This window comes from Bradyrhizobium sp. UFLA05-89 (assembly GCF_059803475.1).
Genome location: NZ_JBANBA010000010.1, coordinates 96,797 through 111,578, shown reverse-complemented (window position 1 = coordinate 111,578; position 14,782 = coordinate 96,797). Strand labels below are relative to the sequence as shown.

16 protein-coding genes and 2 pseudogenes are annotated in these 14,782 nt (G+C 58.9%); 13 read left to right on the top strand and 5 right to left on the bottom strand.

All coding sequences use genetic code 11. The features are described 5' to 3' along the window. The first annotated feature begins 10 nt into the window (after positions 1-10). From gmd to SO139_RS08215, 4 genes are all read left to right on the top strand, one after another. Positions 11-1,102, top strand: a complete 1,092-nt coding sequence (gene gmd, locus SO139_RS08230; RefSeq protein WP_498539921.1) for a GDP-mannose 4,6-dehydratase — start codon at positions 11-13, stop codon at positions 1,100-1,102. Positions 1,103-1,239: 137 nt separating this feature from the next. Then, positions 1,240-2,382: a glycosyltransferase gene (locus tag SO139_RS08225; protein ID WP_498539920.1), complete on the top strand. Its 1,143-nt coding sequence runs from the start codon at positions 1,240-1,242 to the stop codon at positions 2,380-2,382. Positions 2,383-2,875: 493 nt separating this feature from the next. Next, entirely contained in the window at positions 2,876-3,727 is an 852-nt protein-coding gene (locus SO139_RS08220; RefSeq protein ID WP_498539919.1) for an ABC transporter permease, read from the top strand. A gap of 5 nt (positions 3,728-3,732) precedes the next feature. Continuing rightward, on the top strand, positions 3,733-4,515 hold the full coding sequence (locus SO139_RS08215) for an ABC transporter ATP-binding protein (protein WP_498539918.1): 783 nt from the start codon (positions 3,733-3,735) through the stop codon (positions 4,513-4,515). 33 nt (positions 4,516-4,548) lie between these two features. On the opposite strand, the gene SO139_RS08210 is transcribed toward SO139_RS08215, so the two are convergent. Both SO139_RS08210 and SO139_RS08205 read right to left on the bottom strand, forming a co-directional pair. Next, positions 4,549-5,097 (bottom strand): NUDIX hydrolase, encoded by a 549-nt coding sequence (locus SO139_RS08210; RefSeq protein ID WP_498539917.1) that lies wholly within the window; start codon positions 5,095-5,097, stop codon positions 4,549-4,551. An 83-nt stretch (positions 5,098-5,180) separates the two neighbouring features. After that, complete coding sequence (locus SO139_RS08205; RefSeq protein WP_498539916.1) at positions 5,181-6,023, bottom strand: NAD-dependent epimerase/dehydratase family protein; 843 nt, start codon at positions 6,021-6,023, stop codon at positions 5,181-5,183. 428 nt (positions 6,024-6,451) lie between these two features. Between SO139_RS08205 and SO139_RS08200 the strand changes: the two genes are divergently transcribed. From SO139_RS08200 to SO139_RS08160, 9 genes and pseudogenes are all read left to right on the top strand, one after another. Beyond that, a complete protein-coding gene (locus SO139_RS08200) occupies positions 6,452-6,682 on the top strand; it encodes a hypothetical protein (RefSeq protein WP_498539915.1) in 231 nt (76 codons plus the stop codon). A gap of 20 nt (positions 6,683-6,702) precedes the next feature. After that, positions 6,703-8,355 carry a hypothetical protein gene (locus tag SO139_RS08195; RefSeq protein ID WP_498539914.1) on the top strand — a complete coding sequence of 551 codons (1,653 nt, stop codon included), beginning with the start codon at positions 6,703-6,705 and terminating at the stop codon, positions 8,353-8,355. A 303-nt stretch (positions 8,356-8,658) separates the two neighbouring features. Further along, positions 8,659-9,144 (top strand): IS66 family transposase, encoded by a 486-nt coding sequence (locus SO139_RS08190; RefSeq protein WP_498539913.1) that lies wholly within the window; start codon positions 8,659-8,661, stop codon positions 9,142-9,144. Positions 9,145-9,190: 46 nt separating this feature from the next. Next, a complete protein-coding gene (tnpA, locus tag SO139_RS08185; protein WP_498539912.1) occupies positions 9,191-9,571 on the top strand; it encodes an IS66-like element accessory protein TnpA in 381 nt (126 codons plus the stop codon). After that, a complete protein-coding gene (gene tnpB / locus SO139_RS08180; RefSeq protein ID WP_063676405.1) occupies positions 9,568-9,915 on the top strand; it encodes an IS66 family insertion sequence element accessory protein TnpB in 348 nt (115 codons plus the stop codon). The genes tnpA and tnpB overlap by 4 nt, the downstream gene beginning before the upstream one ends. 68 nt (positions 9,916-9,983) lie before the next feature. Next, positions 9,984-11,633 carry an IS66 family transposase gene (gene tnpC / locus SO139_RS08175; RefSeq protein ID WP_498539911.1) on the top strand — a complete coding sequence of 550 codons (1,650 nt, stop codon included), beginning with the start codon at positions 9,984-9,986 and terminating at the stop codon, positions 11,631-11,633. Then, positions 11,630-11,869, top strand: a complete 240-nt coding sequence (locus tag SO139_RS08170; RefSeq protein ID WP_474797404.1) for a hypothetical protein — start codon at positions 11,630-11,632, stop codon at positions 11,867-11,869. The genes tnpC and SO139_RS08170 overlap by 4 nt, the downstream gene beginning before the upstream one ends. 27 nt (positions 11,870-11,896) lie before the next feature. Then, positions 11,897-12,157, top strand: a pseudogene (locus tag SO139_RS08165) (IS66 family transposase); the annotation flags it as partial. Then, a pseudogene (locus SO139_RS08160) lies at positions 12,129-12,427 on the top strand (CoA transferase); the annotation flags it as partial. The pseudogenes SO139_RS08165 and SO139_RS08160, both read left to right, overlap by 29 nt. Before the next feature lie 34 nt (positions 12,428-12,461). Here the strand turns inward: SO139_RS08160 and SO139_RS08155 are convergent. The 3 genes from SO139_RS08155 to SO139_RS08145 all read right to left on the bottom strand — a co-directional run bounded on the left by SO139_RS08155 (position 12,462) and on the right by SO139_RS08145 (position 14,782). Further along, the gene (locus SO139_RS08155) at positions 12,462-12,986 is read right to left on the bottom strand and encodes a hypothetical protein (RefSeq protein WP_498539910.1); all 525 of its coding nucleotides are present in this window, start codon (positions 12,984-12,986) and stop codon (positions 12,462-12,464) included. 183 nt (positions 12,987-13,169) lie between these two features. After that, the gene (gene gspM / locus SO139_RS08150) at positions 13,170-13,736 is read right to left on the bottom strand and encodes a type II secretion system protein GspM (protein WP_498539909.1); all 567 of its coding nucleotides are present in this window, start codon (positions 13,734-13,736) and stop codon (positions 13,170-13,172) included. Beyond that, the gene (locus SO139_RS08145; RefSeq protein WP_498539908.1) at positions 13,733-14,782 is read right to left on the bottom strand and encodes a PilN domain-containing protein; all 1,050 of its coding nucleotides are present in this window, start codon (positions 14,780-14,782) and stop codon (positions 13,733-13,735) included. Before SO139_RS08145 ends, gspM begins: the two co-directional genes overlap by 4 nt.

The window sequence follows — 14,782 nt, the reverse complement described above, 5'->3', positions numbered from 1 at the left end:
CCCTTCTCTCATGTCAAAAAAGACTGCATTGATCACCGGCACTACCGGTCAAGACGGCGCTTATCTCGCCGAATTGCTACTGACCAAGGGCTATTCGGTTCATGGCATCAAGCGCCGGACGTCGCTGATCAATACCGATCGAATTGATCATCTATACCATGACCCACACGAGAAGGGGTTTGATTTCACCCTGCATCATGGTGACCTTACGGATTCCTCGAGCCTAATTCGTATTGTAGAGGACGTGCAGCCGGATGAGATTTACAATCTGGCGGCCCAGAGCCACGTCGGCGTGTCTTTCGAAGAACCGGAGTACACAGCGAATTCCGACGCGCTTGGTCCGCTGCGCATTCTCGAAGCAATGCGTATTTTGGGAATGGAAAAGAAGGCGCGATTTTATCAAGCGTCCACGTCAGAACTTTACGGTCTCGTCCAAGAAATGCCACAAAAAGAAACCACCCCGTTCTATCCGCGCTCGCCTTACGCAGTCGCCAAGCTTTATGCCTACTGGATCACGGTAAACTATCGCGAGGCCTATGGCATCTATGCCTGCAACGGAATCTTGTTCAATCACGAATCTCCGTTGCGAGGAGAGACATTCGTCACACGCAAGATTACACGTGCTTTGGCACGTATTAAGCTTGGTCTTCAAGAACGCCTGTATCTTGGCAATCTCGGAGCGAAGCGTGATTGGGGCCACGCGCGAGATTACGTCGAGATGCAGTGGCTGATGCTGCAACAGGAAACGCCCGAGGACTACGTGATTGCGACCGGCGAGCAGCACTCGGTGCGCGATTTCATCGATCTTGCTGCCGAGGAGGTCGGCATCAAGATCCGCTGGGAGGGCGGCGGGGCGGACGAAAAAGGCTACAATAGCGAAACCGGCGAATGCATCATCACAATTGATCCGCGCTATTTTCGGCCGACGGAAGTCGAGACGCTGCTTGGGGATGCTTCTAAGGCCAGGCAGAAGCTTGGTTGGGCACCAAAGACCTCATTCCGCGATCTTGTAAGCGAGATGATGCGTGAAGACCTGAAACTTGCTGAACGCGACGAACTTATAAAGCGACACGGCTTTCAATCCTTCAACCGTCACGAATAATCGCAATACACCAAAGCAGAACATACGCTTCAAGAGAGTCGCAGCTCAAGGGCCGAACGAGCAACCTTCGAAATGTATGACCGGCATCCGCCGGCTCAATATTAGCCCACTGCAGAGAACGAATACGACCAACACCCTTGCGTATACTTCACGCCTACAAAGTCTATCGACCAGACATCGAGGGCGGCATACCCGCGGTGATGTCCAGTCTCGCGCATGCGTCGGATCCGAATGTTAGTCATTCAATTCTGACCGCGCGCCGCTTCGGCTTGGGACACCGATACCAACTAGAGGGCATCCCGGTCGAAGCAGTGGCATCGCTTGGCACGCTATTTTCGACGCCGCTCGCACCGAACTATATTCCTATGTTCTTAAGGCGCGTCCGATCGACCGATATTGTCATTCACCATGCCCCCTACCCATTGAACGATATAGCAATCCTGGTTGGCTTACCCAGAAACGTTGCACTTATCGTTTATTGGCACGCCGACATCATTGGCTACCCGTTTCTCAAACGGCTTGTCGCACCGCTTATCGGCCGCGTGCTAGCCCGAGCTGACAGAATAGTAGTATCGGGGCATCCGATGATCGAAAATTCGGAATTTCTAAAGCCTCACGCCGGGAAATGCACCGTTCTTCCATACGGCATGGATCTAGACTTTTGGCACACGTCGAATGCCGGGGAGCGCGCGGCCGTCGATGAGCTTCGGCGACAGCGACCGCGCCATATCGTGGCAGTGGGCCGTCTTGTCGCTTACAAGGGATACGATGTGCTGATCCGCGCAATGCGAACCATTGACGGTCACGCCACTATTGTCGGCGAAGGTCCATCGCTGGCAGAATTGCAGCAGTTGGCTAGCGTACATGGCGTTTCCGATCGAATCCATTTTGCAGGCCGCGTGACCCGCGACGAGATTCGGCAGATTTTCTATTCAGCGCAGGTTTTTGCATTTCCATCTGTCACCGAGGCCGAGGCGTTCGGAATTGTCCAAGTTGAGGCGATGGCCACAGGCTTACCCATTGTCAATACCAATTTAGCCACTACTGTTCCTCTAGTTGCACGACATGAGCTGGAAGCGTTGACTGTCCCTCCAAATGATCCGCAAGCTTTGTCACGGGCGCTAAATCGTATTCTTAACGAGCCCGCGCTGGCGAAAAGACTTGGCGCGGCGGGGCGAGAACGGGCCTTGAACGAATTCGATCAACTCGTTTTCCGGGCACGCATCGCCGATACCTATGAAGCCGCAGCGCGGACGCGAAGAGATCGCGCAGCTCGTTGAGCACAGGCTCCCGCGACATCCGTATGTATCCTTTCGATTCTATCCAGATCCTGCAGTGCCTTCCAGGCGAGCAAGTTCGTCTAGCCCTCGCCATCAGTACCTTGCCGCGATCTTGCAAGCTCGTCGCGGATCGCATCGACACAGGCCAATCGCCAGCGAACCTGTTGCTTGGCCGCGCCATCGGCCTCCCCCGACAACCTCGCTCTGTTTACACGCACGATCGCAGGTGTCGCCCCCTTGCAGCATTAGTTGGGCCCAAACGGAAATTGACACCCTCAAATCTCATTTGTTGCAACGGCAAATGCCGAGTCACTTGCTCAACCCTGTCGCGCCTAAACGTTGCGATGGCCGGTCCGTCGTGTCAAATTTGGTTAGCATCGCGCGATGGCCAGATTCAAAGCGGTTCCGCGGGACTGCAAGAGACGTTTCCTTCACCTCTAAAATAGGCTACCTACTCGCTCGCGAGGACACCACCTGTCGGATTATTCGATATATGACAACGGTTCGAGAAGACCCCCAAGAACGCTTGCGTTACCTTGTAACGCAGGGCGGCACCGGCTTCCCGCTCGCGCCGGCAATTTCAGACTTAAGAAACGGACTGGCTCTTTGGCCACTCTGGCTGCGGCTTGGCTGGAACGATATTCTGCAGCGCTATCGTCGTTCGATGTTGGGGCCATTTTGGCTAACCGCGAGCATGGCCATCATGGTCATATCGCTCGGCGTGCTTTACGCGGAATTGTTCAACACGACGATCCACGATTTCTTGCCCTATTTGTGTGTTGGCTTGCTGGTGTGGAATCTCATGTCCAGCTTTCTCACCGAGGGCGGCGCCCTTTTCACGGGCGCAGAATCCTACATCAAACAAATCAGATTGCCCTACTCTGTCTATGTTTTTCGATCGAGCTGGAGCAAATTGATTATCTTTACTCACAATCTTGTAATCTATTTTGGCATCGTGCTTTTTCTTCACGTTTGGCCAGGCACCGTAGCGCTGCTGGCCATTCCAGGTCTCTTGCTTGTCCTACTAAACGGGGCAGTCGCCACGCTTTTTATCGGCATGGTGTCCGCGCGGTTTCGGGACGTACCCCAGTTGATCAACTCGGTAGTTCAGATCGTGTTCTTCGCGACACCGATCATGTGGAAGCCAGAGTTGCTCCGGAGCCGGACTTTCATTGCCGACTTCAACCCGTTTTACCATTTACTGGAAATTGTGCGCGCGCCATTGCTCGGGAGCTTACCCTCGGCCAAGAACTATATTGCCGTTCTACTGATTACGCTGGTCAACGTCGTCGTCTTCGGCGCATTCTTTGTGCGGTTTCGATCGCGCATTTCCTACTGGGTCTAAGATCGATGGCAACCCGCTCAATCAATCACAAGAGCGAGCTATCGCTCGACAACGTCAGCGTATCCTTTCCAATCTACCATGGGGGCTCACGTTCGCTGAAGAAAAGCTTGCTGTTTCGTGGCTCCGGTGGACAGCTCGCGAGCGACGCCAGTCACCGTATTGTTGTTCAAGCTCTACGAAACGTATCGCTAAAATTTCGTACCGGCGATCGCGTCGCCCTAATCGGCAGCAACGGTGCAGGCAAGACGACGTTGTTACGAACGATGGCCGGCATTTATGAGCCGGTGACCGGGGTGGTAAAAAGTCTCGGTAGAATCTCACCCATGTTCGACATCAGCCTCGGGATCGATGGTGACATCAGCGGCTATGATAATATACGGTTGCGCGGATTGATCCTCGGCCTGTCGGCAAGCGAAATCGAAGACCGGATGAAGGATATCGTCGAATTTACCGAACTCGGTGACTATCTCGATATTCCGGTCCGCACCTATTCGTCGGGAATGATGTCTAGGCTGACGTTCGCAGTTGCCACCTGTTTCGCCCCCGAGATTGTTCTGATGGACGAGTGGATTGTCGCGGGCGATGCGACCTTTTTGGCGAAGGCGCAGCTACGGATCGAGACGTTCGTTAAACAGGCAGGTATCCTGGTCCTTGCATCCCACAGCAGCGAAATTTGCCGAAAATGGTGCAACAAAGCGGTCTGGATGGAACGCGGTGAAGTAAGATTGCACGGAGACATTGAGAGCGTTCTCGATGATTACCACAACGCGCGTGAAGTAACCGCTTGAGCAGATACTCTCATCTCCCATGAGTGCCTTCGCTCAAATACGGTTCAACGCCCTGCACAGCGCGCCGATATGAAGCAATTGACCAAAGTCTCCGGTGTCGATTGCCACCCTCAGTTGATCGAGTGTAATGAACTCAGTTCGAATTTCCTCCGATGCATCCGGCCGCGGAGTTTCAATAGACTGTACCCTACACGCAAATACATGAAAGCGGTTGGTGTGAGTTGCCGGGTTGGGGCTGAAATTCCCGCAGGCGCGCCATTGGCCGCCGCGAATACCGGTTTCCTCGAGCAACTCCCGCTTCGCAGCCTCGAGCGGAGCCTCCCCGGCTGCGACAACACCTCCCGGTAGCTCCATCATCACTCGGGCGGCTCCATGCCGATACTGCCAAACCACGCAAATTCGGTCATCGCGGTCGAAACATATGGAATGGGCCCAGTCCGGATAGCGCAGAACGTAATAGGGCGAGACGCTAACGCCACCAGGCGTCGCACAGTCGTCGGCCCGCAAATCGATCCAGCTGTCCCTGATGATGGTCGATGAACTGTTCACTGTCCAAGATCCGATCTCCGGCGATTTGATCATTCCCATCCTCAAGTTCATAATATCGAGCGCACCGTAGGTTTGTCGTACGTTCCAACGGGCTCCGGTCCGCATACGGACCAAGGTCACTTGAACTTCGGTTGAAACTCCCTCGGGGTCCAGCCGAAATCCTGTATCGCAGGAGTAGGATCAAAAGTCATGTCCTTCGCCATACGACTGCCCATGGCGGTGTTTGTATCGGAGATGAATGGCCCGGCCAGCACAAACGCAGCCCTCCACAATGGCCAAGGCACGGCGACGATGCGCCGCGGTCGGTGCAGTCCATCGAAAATACGGCCGACCATCTCATGATAGGTGATCGTATCTCGTCCTGGAATCGCATAGATCTTGTTGGCCGCGTTAGCACTGCTGGCCGCCGCAATCGCGCCAATCGCAAGATCCTCAGCATGCACCGGCTGACGCAAACCCGACCCGCGACCCGCCAGCGGTATGAAGCCAAGTCTGTCGATAAGCCGCGAAAGCCGTGTGATGTTGGCATCCCGACCCTCGTCATAGATGATGGTTGGACGCAACACTGTCCAATCGACATCAAGCCCCTCACACGCTAAGATTAATTGTTGCTCGCCCTCAGCCCATAACCGGACGCTCTCGCGCTCGGCGAGGATCTCAGAGTCTATTTTCGTGACGATGCTTGTCGATGTGAAGGCAACAACGCGCTTTAGCGACGCGCTTGAAAGGAATGGCAGCGCTTTGGCAAGAAGGCCCACATGCGCCGTGCAATAGAGGGTCTGGAATGGCGGAAGTTTCAGCCCCTCCGGCGCAGCTAAGTCTCCTTGGAACCATTCGACATCGCTCGTGCTCTTGCGCCCCGAACGTGATAGCGCAATCGGCCTCTCACCGGCGCGCACAAGTCGATCGACGATGTAACTGCCAACGATTCCGGTTGCACCTAAGACTACGCTCGTCATTAAACCGTCCCAAGCTTGTCCCTATAACATTATCATGTGGATCAGTCGTTTCCTAAGAGCGATTGTATCCACAGCAGAATTGGGGAGGTATAGCTCAGGCGAGGCCCGGGCCTCGACCCTAATCTAACTGGCGCTGCGAACAGCATCTCAGGACAAACTTGCGCGATGCAACGCGTGAGTGATGGAGCGTGCAATCCCAAAAATCAAGCAACCGGCTGTTCCACGGACCGATTTGATACCTGCCTTCGCCCCGGTAGCTTGATGCAGAAGAGCGGACGCCAGATTTTGCAATGGTTCATGTGCCAGAATCTCGCTCTAGCCGAAGGAAAATCCGCCGCTGCGTTGCCCCCCGGAGGCCCCATTGCTATCCTAGCTTCCGGTCAGCGATCCTATTGGCGTTCCATCGGCGAAAACAGATGACAACTACCATGAAAATCATCAACAGGCGGAAGAGAACAGCAGCAGAATTGATTGCTCTTATCAATCAACGCCAGGCGGACTGGTGGCCGGCCGAATTTCGACTGAGGATCGAAAGATCTGCCGAGCATGACTGGGTTGCCATTGTCGATTCATCCGCAGATCGGCGCTCTGATTTTGTCAGCAGTCTAGGCACCATTGTCGCGGATCTCAGGCTTCGCAATGCCTGGACAGGAGATTAAGTCAACTGGAAATAGATCGTTTGAGCTCAAGCAATGGGCCAATAGAGCGGCCTGCCCCATGGCTGGCCGTCGCCTTCGCGCTCGAAGCCGCAGTTTTTTACACCCATGTTCAACTTCGGGTAGCGCCATACTACCCGCAAGCGTATGATCAGCTTACGTATCTTTCGGCAACATTCAATTTCCTCGACGACCTGTCTCAGCGAGGTCTCACTGCTTTCAAGCAAGTATTCGTTTCGCCGCTACCGACCGGAATAACCTTTCCATTGCATGGGGCGTTTGCGGCGTTGGCTTTCGGAACAAGCCGGGCCGCATTGCTGACACCAAACCTGATTTATTTTCTGTTGGCTCAGTGGGTCATGTTTGCCACCATTCGAGGACCTCGCGGCGACACTGCGTCCGCGTGGATCGCGATCAGCATATTCGTGGGTTGCATATGCGTGTTCAAGACTGCAGGAGGCATCGCCGATTATAGGATCGATTTTGCTGCGATGTGCCTGTTTGGGATATTCGTCTGCGCACTAACATGGACCGAAGGTTTCGAGTTTCGGAGATACTGCGTGGCCGCCGGCTTTCTGGGCGGCGCGCTGGTTTTGATGCGATTCATAACTGCAGCGTATATTGGGCCGATTTTTCTCATACTTTGTTGCTACGTTATTTTTCTGTCGTGGCGCGGACCGCCTGGACCACGCATAAAGAACATTTCAATTTCCGGAGCCATCGTCGCTGCAATAAGTATTCCGGCACTTATGGCCGCCTCCCAACAAATCGGTACGTATTATGTCGCTGGCCATATCAAAGGTGACGAGCCCGCGATCAGGGCAACGGAGTTCGGAGTTTCGAGCCTAAGCGGATCTCTGCTGTTCTATCCGAAGGCTCTGATGGGTTATCAGATCGGGATCATTGGCGTCGTCGTCATCTCCGCGCTTATCGTCACCGCGCTCATCGACAGGTGGCGATCGCCCATCCTCAAGATCGACCGCCCTTTCGACGCGGTCGTTTTCTCAGTCTCCTTTATCGTCCCCATGGTCGTACTCACGGGCGACGTCTCGAAATCGCCCGTCGTGGTGGGAATCGTATTAGTTCCCCTATTGCTGCTGGTAACAACTGGGTGGCGTTCATTTGCAGTCCCTAACCTGGCGCCACGACTGCTCCGCGGCATCACCTATTTTGTCATGGCAAGTGGAGCCGTTGCGTTCCTTGTGAACGCTTCTGCGACTAGGTTCGGCCTGCCCCCCGCCGATCAGGCCGAAATTGAGCGATTGAACAAGGCTATTGCGACATCCATCGAAGGTTTAGATAGCCCAAGAGTCGCATTTGATCGTACCAATCCTTATCTGAACGATGCGACTGCAACTTTCTATTTTCGACAAATTTATGGGCGTGCAGCTCGACCTGTTTCTCAGAGTCTCGGCGGAATATTTGCCGTTCAGCGTGAAGACGCATTGGCCGCAGTTCAATCAAGCGACATTGTCGTACTGTCAGACAAATCGCTCAAACGAGGTCAATTTCCGTTCGAAAGGAACATAAGTCAGTACTGGGATGCTCTCGACGATTACGCCATCCACAACCTTACCCTGCTTTGTTCAGGCATGATTGCGAATATCCCATATCGTGTATTCGTGCGCCAACCTCGAGCGGGACAAGAGTGCGAGTCAGCCCATCCGGCAGACTGAACTGGGGCGCCCTATTAGGTAGCGCGCCTTTGGTCCGACCTGCAACAAGCCGGGCGTTCGCCTCAGCAGACAAGCCGCACCGAGCCCGAAGAGGGCGTGCCTCCAGATGCTCGATCACCCCAGCCCAGCTTGGCTACCTGCTGGAGGGCATCGACTGGCGGCTGCCGCAACATACCTGGCGACCTCAGGCGGCGGGCTGATCGCCGGGATTTGAATCGGTGGCCGGATCAGCGGTTCAGACAGAGATCGCGTCTTGTGATTCTCTGGTCGGCGATGGGCGCTCATGATTCTCTTCCCGACGATATGACCACGCTGCAGGCGATGCTGCGCGCCGAGCGAGCGGCCCGGTTGGCCGCGGAAGCCGAGGCCCAGGCGGGGGCATTGCTGATCGAGAAGCTCAAGCTCACGATCAAGAAGCTGCGGCACGAGCAGTTCGGACAGTCCTCCGAGCGAGGCGCATTGCTGGACCAGCTCGAGCTACAGCTCGCCGATCTGGAGGAGAACGCGGCGCAAGCTGAGACCACAGCGCAGATAGCAGCCGAGAAGATTGCGGTGCCATCGTTCGAGCGCCGCAAGCCAGCCCGGCGGCCGCTGCCGGAGCATTTGCCGCGGGAGCGCATTGTCTATCCGGTGCCTGCCACCTGCCCATGCTGCGGCGACGGCCGATTGCGCAAGATTGGCGAGGACGTGACCGAGGCGCTGGAGCTCGTTCCACGCCAGTGGAAGGTGGTCCGTATCCCTCCGGGGGCGGCCGCCTTGTGTAGTTTGAGAGGCGGCCCGAGGATTTGACCTTAAGTCTAGCTTTAAGGTCACGTGGCGAATGCAGGTCAATGTGTTGGGCGCCGAGCGTCGGCGGCGATGGAGTTACGACGAGAAGGTTCGCCTTGTCGAAGAGACGTTGCAGGCTGGCGAGACGGTCTGCGGCGTCGCGCGCCGGCACGGAGTGGCTCATAGCCTGCTGTTCACGTGGCGTCGACAAGCGCGCCAGGGTCGACTGGGCGGAGATCCCGTGCCAGCTCTCGTTCCTGTCGAGATCACGCCCATGGCGGCTTCAATCTCGAGCGACGCGCCACAACCGGTGTCTTCACCGCCTGCGCAGCGTGCAAGGGCTGGAATCATCGAGATCGAGCTTGGCGGCGGCTGTCGTATTCGCGTTGACCGGGACGTCGATGGCGAGGCGCTGCAGCGGGTTCTTGAGCTGCTGCGACGACGATGATTCCGATCCCGAGCGGCGTCAGGGTTTGGATCGCCACTGGCCACACCGACATGCGTCGCGGCATGCAAAGCTTGGCGCTTACGGTCCAGGAGAGCTTGAAGCGCGATCCCCATGCCGGCGATCTCTACATCTTCCGGGGTCGTCGCGGTGACCTGGTCAAGATTCTTTGGCACGATGGGCTGGGCATGTCGCTCTACGCCAAGCGCCTCGACCGTGGGAAGTTCATCTGGCCCGCGGCGTCGGCCGGCGCGGTATCGATCTCGGCGGCGCAGATGGCCTATATGCTCGAGGGCATCGACTGGCGGAATCCGCAACTGAGTTGGCGACCGCAAAGCGCGGGCTGAGAAGAAATCTGCGGTTGCCACCATTGTGGGGAGTCTCATCACGTCCAATCTGTGATTCACTGCGTCGCATGGATGCTGACCGCGACGCTGTTCCGGATGACGTTGCCGCCCTGAAGAAGGCGCTGGCGGTCGAGCGCGCCCAGGGTTTGGAGATCGCCGCCGAGCTCGCGGTCGCCCGCGCGAAAGCGTCGGAAGACGAGGCGCTGATTGCCCAGCAGAAGCTGCAGATCGCCAAGCTGAAGCATCAGATCTACGGCCAACGGTCAGAGCGTTCGGCGCGGCTGATCGAGCAGTTGGCGCTGACGTTCGAAGAGCTGGAAGCCGACGCCACCGAGGACGAACTGGCGGCGGAACGGGCCGTGGCCAAGACGACGACCGTGCGGGGATTTACGCGCAAGCGCGCCGAGCGCCAGACCTTCCCCGAGCACCTGCCACGGGAGCGGGTGGTGATCGATGGACCTACGGCTTGTGAATGCTGCGGCAGCAATCGCCTGCGCAAGCTCGGCGAGGACGTGACGCGGACGCTGGAAGTGGTGCCGCGCCAGTGGAAGGTGATCGAGACGATCCGGGAGAAGTTCTCCTGCCGCGATTGCGAGAAGATCAGCCAGGCGCCGGCGCCGTTCCATGCCATCGCCCGGGGATGGGCCGGCCCGAGCCTCCTGGCCATGATCATGTTCGAGAAGTTCGGCCAGCATCAGCCGCTCAACCGCCAGGCCGAACGCTACGCGCTGGAAGGCGTGTCGATCGCGCTGTCGACCATGGCGGATGCCGTTGGGGCGGTCTGTGCCTCGCTGGATCCCCTGCTGCGCCTGGTGGAAGCCCATGTCATGGCGGCCGAGCGCCTGCATGCCGATGACACGACCGTGCCGGTGCTGGCCAAGGGCAAGACCGACACGGGACGGTGCTGGATCTACGTTCGGGACGACCGGCCGTTTGGGGGCGCGGATCCACCGGCGGCGATGTTCTACTACTCACGCGACCGCAAGGGCGAACATCCCCAACTGCATCTGGCCCGATATGCCGGCATCCTGCAGGCCGACGCCTATGACGGGTACAACCAGCTCTATCTGGCGGGACGCCAGCCAGGGCCAATCCGGGAGGCCGCCTGCTGGTCGCATGGACGGCGCCCGTTCTTTGCCATGGCCGACATTGAAGAGAATGCCCGGCGCAAGGGCGCCGGAAAAAAGGAAATCCCGCTCTCTCCGATCGCGGTCGAGGTCGTGCGGCGGATCGATGCGCTGTTCGAGATCGAACGCTCCATCAACGGCAAGAGCGCCGAGGAGCGCCTGCAGGTGCGACAGACGCTGAGCCGGCCTCTGGTCGGGGACCTTCAGGCCTACATGCGCGAGCACCTCGCCAAACTGTCTCGCGGTCACGACCTGGCCAAGGCGTTCAACTACATCCTGAAGCGTTGGGCGAGCTTCACGCTGTTCCTGGACGATGGACGCGCATGTCTCTCCAACAATGCCGCCGAACGGGGCTTACGAGGCATCGCTCTTGGACGAAAATCCTGGCTGTTCTGCGGATCTGATCGCGGGGGGCAGCGCGCCGCGGCCATGTACAGCCTGATCGTCACGGCCAAAATGAACGGCGTCGATCCGCAAGCCTGGCTGGCCGATGTCCTTGCCCGCATCGCCGCCCACCCAGCTCATCGGCTCGACGAGCTTCTGCCATGGAATTGGACCCCGGCATCAACGTTCTCCGCTCAAGCCGCATGACCACGCACGTCAACAAAGTCCATCACGTCACCACGATTACCAAGGTCGCCAAAGACCTCGGCGAAGATGAAGATTGGCTGTGGGACATCGCCAACGAGATGGAGATCGAGGACGGTGCGATCTGGGTCTATGGCGTCGGAGAACACGGCGTACAGGCGTTCACCGACTTCGGAATCGAAAACCTGATCGAGCTGATCAGATTCTACAAGGAAAACCCCGGACTGCTGAAGCGGTGATCCTGTGGCCTACGCCGAATGGATACGGTGGTCCAGCACGTACGCGAGAAGCTCGTCTGCCGAGCCTGCGAAGCGATCACCCAGCCGCCGGCTCCCTCGCATCCGATTGCGCGCGGGCGTGCAGGGCCCAAGCTGCTGGCCCATGTCCTGTTCGCCAAATATGGCCTGCACCTGCCGCTTCATCGTCAGAGCGACGTCTACCAGCGTGAAGGCATCGATCTCGACGTATCGACGCTCGCGGACTGGGTAGGTGCCTCCTGTGCCCTGCGGGCCGATCTATTCGATCGACCAGATGTTCGACGGTGCAAGTCAGGCATCTCGGCGTCGCACAGGACGTGCCGAACCCGGAGGACCGCCACATCCGCCTGGTCGTCCAGCCCGTCACACTGTCCCGCAGCGGAGCACGATGATGGCACGGCCGCCGAATTCGGCGAGCAGTGCGACGAGGTACTTGAAGAGTTCGGCTTCGACGCGGACGAGATCAGCGCGCTGAAGAAGACCAAGGATATTTTGAGCGATGCGCCATCTTCACAGAAGCAGCTAATCGGCCTCCTCTAAACAAGCGTCGCATTCATCGCGACGGAGTGCATATTTAGCGCTGGACAGATGGAGATCGCGGTAACGAAGGCCCCTCCGGTCGCTGGAGCCCGATCACCTCGCTGCGGCTACCCTGCTTGAACGTCACCTCCCGCGGTTGAACGGAGCTCAATGCCCAGCCCGCGCGCGATTCGCCCTGGCGCATCCGGATCACTCTCTGGTCGGTGCGGTCCATGAGGATGGCGATGGCGTCACCCTCGCCGACCACGGCGCCGACCAGGACAAGCGGCGGCGGGGCCTCTGCCGCCTTCGGGGGTGCCGGTGGGGCGGTCACTTCCACCGGCGATGCCGCCACCGAGCGCAGCGGCGGCCGGCGCCTGGCCGAGAAGATCGGGCGTTCCTCAGTCGCGGTCAGCGCCGACAGCGGGACTGCCCAGAGCGGATTACCGGGCGGGACCGGCTTACCCGCAGGCTGCGCCGGCTTCGCAATCGGCTGCACCGTGTCGACATCGATCGTATCGTTTGAGCTAGGGGCGCCAGCCTCGGGCAGGACGTCGATCAGCGAGGATGTGGCGGCCATAGTGCCTCCGACACCAATTGCGGGAACAGTCCACACGACGGCCCATCCGATTAATCTCAGCAATTTGGCCATGATCATTCCCTGCGACCGGCGCGAGAGCAGCCGTAGTGCAAACTAGTTCCGTCAAGCTTCGCCATCAAGCGTCTCGAATCTACAAGACCGGAATCGGCTGCTTTGTGCCGGCTACTTCCCGGCCTGCCACTGGCCGGAAACGCCGAGGATCACCCTGACGCGGCCGGTGCCGGCGTCGTTCAGGGTCGTCGTCTGCGGCACCTGAACATCGAGCTGGTCGACGAACAGGAACGGCATGCCGGCTTCGAGATCGTAGAGCAGCTTCTGCAAGCTGGTCTGCTCCAGTTCGCAACTGACGACGAGGCCGACGAGACCATCCTTGGCCTGCGCGCCGGAGACGTCGACCTGCGACGACTGGACCGTGCCGCCGACATTGGTCACCGCCGACGCGACGCGCTGCAGCAAATTGGCGCCCGCGACCGTCACGGTCGGCCCTTCCAGGAAAGGCGTGCCCGGATGGTCGGCCGACGATGCGGCCTTTCCACCGGCGCCGGTCTTGCGGCCGTGCAACTGGTCGAGCAGATCGGAGGTCTGCACCAGTGCCTGGCGATGGGCAAAGACGTCGGCGACCGAGAGCACCGTGATGAGCAAAAGACCGCCGGTCATAGCGGCGTAGAGCGTCACCGCGATCAACGGCGAGGTGGTCAGGGCGCGCGTGACGGTGCTTTGGGCGCTCATGGCACGTTCCTGGGCTCGACCTGTGCCTCGATATGGAAGCGCTCTCCGGGGTCCGAAGGCGCGCGCGTGGTCGGGGCGTAGAACGTCGCGCGGGTGAAATGCTGGGATTGCTCGATCAGCGGAATCAGCGACGGCGCGTCATGCGTGACGCCGGCGATCTGCAGCTTGTTGCCCGCGAGATGCAACTCAGTGACATAAGTGTGGTCCGGCAGCACGCGGCTGAGCGACTCCAGCACGATCACGCTCGCCGCACTCTCGTATTTGCGCCGCTCGAGAAGCGCCAGCGGCGAACGTTCGCCGCCGTCGGTGCCCCTGCGCAGCGCGGCGCGGCGCTGGGTGATCTGGCGCTCGAGCTCGCTCTCCTGCGCGCTGAGGCTGTCGGCCAGATAGCTTGCAAGAACAGAGGCGAGGACCGCCGCGACGGCGGCGACGCCGAGCGTGACCTGGAGCATTCGGCTCAGGCGAGCCCGGTCGATGGCGCCGCGGGATTTCTGCTCGAACACCTTGATCCGGCCCTGCGCCGGCTCGGCCAAATCGGTCCAGATCGCGATTGCAGAGGGATGGAAGTCGGACACCGCGTCGACATAGCCCATCGCAAGCTTGCGCGGCGCTGCGGCGATCACGGTGGTGATGGCCTCGCTGCCGCTTGCCGACGGCGCGCCGCAGCCGAATATGGCATCGCCAGCGCTCCACGGCGTCAGTCGGTCGATTTGCGCCCGCACGATGCCGTCAAGGAAATCGGCAGCGCGGGCCGGCAATTCGAGCGGGCGGAACAGGAAACGTGTTGGCCGCAACACGATTTCGATGCGGCTTCCGCGAAGCACCGGCGCCAGATTGGCCGCGGCGAACTCGCCATCGCGAAAGGCGATCCCGGCCGGAACATTGTCCGGCTTGTTGGCAGCCTCGAGCGCAAACTCTCCGGTCTCGCTCTCGACCAGCCGGACGAGGCGCGGCGACACCATGCGCTCGAAGCCGGCGACGATGGTCGCAGCGACCGTGCCGGTCCAGGCGTCGAGGATCGCGCGTGTCGATTGCAACAGATTCAT